The organism is Shewanella sp. GutDb-MelDb, assembly GCF_002836075.1.
In the GTDB taxonomy this organism is placed as follows: domain Bacteria; phylum Pseudomonadota; class Gammaproteobacteria; order Enterobacterales; family Shewanellaceae; genus Shewanella.
The window spans coordinates 1-3084 of sequence record NZ_PJBM01000039.1 but is presented as its reverse complement, the minus strand read 5'-3'; the positions used below and the strand labels follow the sequence as shown (position 1 = coordinate 3084).

At 39.4% G+C, this 3084-nt stretch carries 2 protein-coding genes; both read left to right on the top strand.

What is annotated here, in order from left to right; translation table 11 throughout:
- The first annotated feature begins 1 nt into the window (after position 1).
- Positions 2 to 202 carry a hypothetical protein gene (locus tag CXF82_RS22495; protein WP_257982701.1) on the top strand — a complete coding sequence of 67 codons (201 nt, stop codon included), beginning with the start codon at positions 2 to 4 and terminating at the stop codon, positions 200 to 202.
- Between the two features lie 98 nt (positions 203 to 300).
- Positions 301 to 1593 carry a tyrosine-type recombinase/integrase gene (locus CXF82_RS00935; RefSeq protein WP_102043515.1) on the top strand — a complete coding sequence of 431 codons (1293 nt, stop codon included), beginning with the start codon at positions 301 to 303 and terminating at the stop codon, positions 1591 to 1593.
- Positions 1594 to 3084: the final 1491 nt, after the last annotated feature.

Sequence of the window (3084 nt, the reverse complement as noted above, 5' to 3'; positions counted from 1 at the left end):
TATATCGCAACAAAAGATGGCCCAACTAATACAGCAAGGGCACTTATGTGCAGCAGATTTTAAATGCTTAGACGCCGAGTCAAAGCAGACAGTTTGGCAGCTGTGCCTTTGGTGTTGCGAAAAGCGGATTCATTGTGAAAAAGCCTGTTTAAGCGACTGTATTAGTCATTGCGGCAGTAAAATAAGTATAACAACAGCTTAATTATGCGTAATAACTAACCTCTGAGCAATATAAGGCTACTTTGATGCAGCGTAACTGATTAATATGCAGTTATAGTCAGTGATCTTAGTAGTAATAAAATGCAGCTACCCAATGTTATGCCACTGTTTGACTCTATCCAATTCATTCAAAGCGGCAATCCCATCATAAATCAACATATTACTCAGCTAGCACTCTGTGGAATTGAAGACGCGAGTTTGGTATTTGAGCATGCCACAGACTGGCTGTGTGAACAGAAATTCAGTGAAAACAACTATAAGGCCTATCGGAGCGAGTTAACCACTTTTTTACATTGGTGTTTCGATGTCGCTCAAATAGAAGTCTCAGCAGCAGGGCGAAAAGAGATAAGCCAATACGTTGAATATTGCCAAGCACCGCCACTCACGCTAATAGGTTTTTACAATGTAGCTCAGTTTAAAGAGCAAAAGGGCAGTGAACTCAGAAGCCCCAATCCACAATGGTTACCTTTTAGAGGTAAGAAGGTGGAAGGTGTTGTACAGCCATACAGCTTAAGTGAAAGCGCGCTCAAAACCAAAATGGCGATTCTGTCCTCTTTCTATGCTTATCTTATGAGTGAAGATTTTGTTGAAAAGAATCCAGCTCAAATGTGGCTCAATAAAAGTAGGTTCTCGTCCAATAAAAAGTATCGCATCAATAATGACGGTGAGAATCAACTCGCCTTCACTGAATTACAGTGGTCTTATGTGATGTCGACTGTCACTAAGCTTGCAGCAGAGCAGCCCGAACTTCATCAACGTAGTTTGTTTCTCATTAAGCTCATTTACGCCTGCTATCTAAGAGTGTCAGAAGTATCAGCAAGGGCAGGTTACTCGCCTATTATGGATCAATTTAAGCGTAATCCTCAAACGGGAATATGGAGTTTTCATATTCCTTCAAGTAAAGGCGGCAAGCGCCGTACAGTATCCATGTCCGATGCTTTACTTGCCGCTTTAGTGGAGTATCGTCATTACCTTAATCTACCCGATTATCCAAAAACCAATGAAGGTCACCCGCTCATTATTAGGCAAAAAGCAGCAGGGAGAGGTAGGGAAGTCGGTTTAATCAATGCGAACCTTGGAATACGTCAAATAAGGAAAGAGGTAGATAAGATCATCGTACTTGCTGCGATATGTGCTGAAAATGATGGCTTTGTTGAAGATGGGGCACAGATGCGGCAGCTAAGTATCCATAACATTCGCCATACCGGCATTACCCATGACATCAATATTCATGGCCGGCCATTGTCACATGTGCAAGCTGATGCAGGGCATGAGAGCATCGATACAACGTCGCAATACTTGCACACAACACAAATTGAGCGCCATCAAAGTGGGCAAAATAGACCCTTAGATAACCTGCAAGGTATAGGTTAAAGGCTTAACTAGAGAATAAATTAGCCAAAGCCTGGTTTTTTTCTTATCCGTTAATCACAATACCAAAGCTTTAAAGTCATAGACAATATTTGAGCTATCATAAAATCCAGAACAGTTAATGCCGATAAGTGACATTATCGGCATCTCATTAAAAAGTCTAAACCCAAGCCTAATCTCACGTCTTTTAGTTACTATTAATGACTTCAAGACTTACATTACCATCAACATTGCAACAGCGATGACTTAAGCAGTGCTGCTGTATACACTGACAAACTAGTTTATCGAATGATTAAATCGCACAGTCGGCGCTAAAATAGTTAACGCCAGTGTTGATTAAGGATCTACAGTTTTATCGAACTGTGCTTGTCATTACGGTATCTAGCAGATGCTGTGTTTATCGAGCACTAAGTATCAAAAGCCATCTATAGATGGTTATCTAACAATACGTCTTGTGAACATGATTAAACTAAGCTGCAATGCAGGTTAAAATTAGGTTTTGTATGAGCGCGTGAGCGAGTTCTTTTGTGGGGCTTTGAGCTGGAACTTGGGTTAGCCAAATCAATCAGCATCATTTCTACGAACTTGTGCAGCGGGCTATTTCAACAGAACGCGACCGTCAAACCAATATGCATGGCCGGAGCCAATGTTTGTTATTGAGTTAACGAGCATAGTTAGCATTGAAAGTTTGCAGTGAACGTTAGCTTTCTGCGTATGTTATCTAAGTTAGTTTTAGTCTCAAGTTACTTTAACCAGACTAGAGCTTCACACATTCATAGAACAATTCACTCAGTGCATTAAAGATATCAAGCAAACGCTATGAGCAAAGCTCAAATCATGATCATGCTAAGATTAATTCTTGTATAGATGATTACTAACATTTGCTAATCTCAGTGAACAAACCAAGTTCAATGTTGATACGTGATAATAACGACTTGTGTATCTAGTGTTTGCAGTAACTACGTTAGTTCAATTCAGCTAGCATCTAGAGATACAGCTACAGAGATATTGAGTTGGCAAATCAGTTGATAGTCAAAACCAAGCTTTAATCAGAAACCCTTATCTATAGCATAATAAAAGTGGCGTGCGCTGTGTGGCTGCTTTTAGAGATTGATAGGCTTAGTACTGCAGAATCAACACAGTAGCGCTGTACATATTCATCATCATAATGGTAATTAAACATTGTGTTAGCTATGTAAGCTGCAAATACCTTAATGAGTAAAACTCATTCGATAACATCCTTTTCTAGTCCATTATCAATTACACACTATCATGCGCACAATGTATATTATGTTAAATAAGATGTACGTAAGCCTTTGACTTTAAAAGATTTATACGCTTTAAATCACACGCCCCATTCTGCAAGGCTTTCACCTTTGATATTATCATTAATGAGTTGTTATTCAACTATCAAGCCTAGTCACAATGTTTTTACCAATTTCATGCCTCTTGTTACATATTCCTTTGAAGATCATATTTCGCGTTCTTTATGCA

What these genes read in the sequence shown, in the direction of transcription:
- CXF82_RS00935 (WP_102043515.1), top strand. Translation starts at nt 301, where the DNA reads ATGCAGCTACCCAATGTTATGCCACTGTTTGACTCTATCCAATTCATT.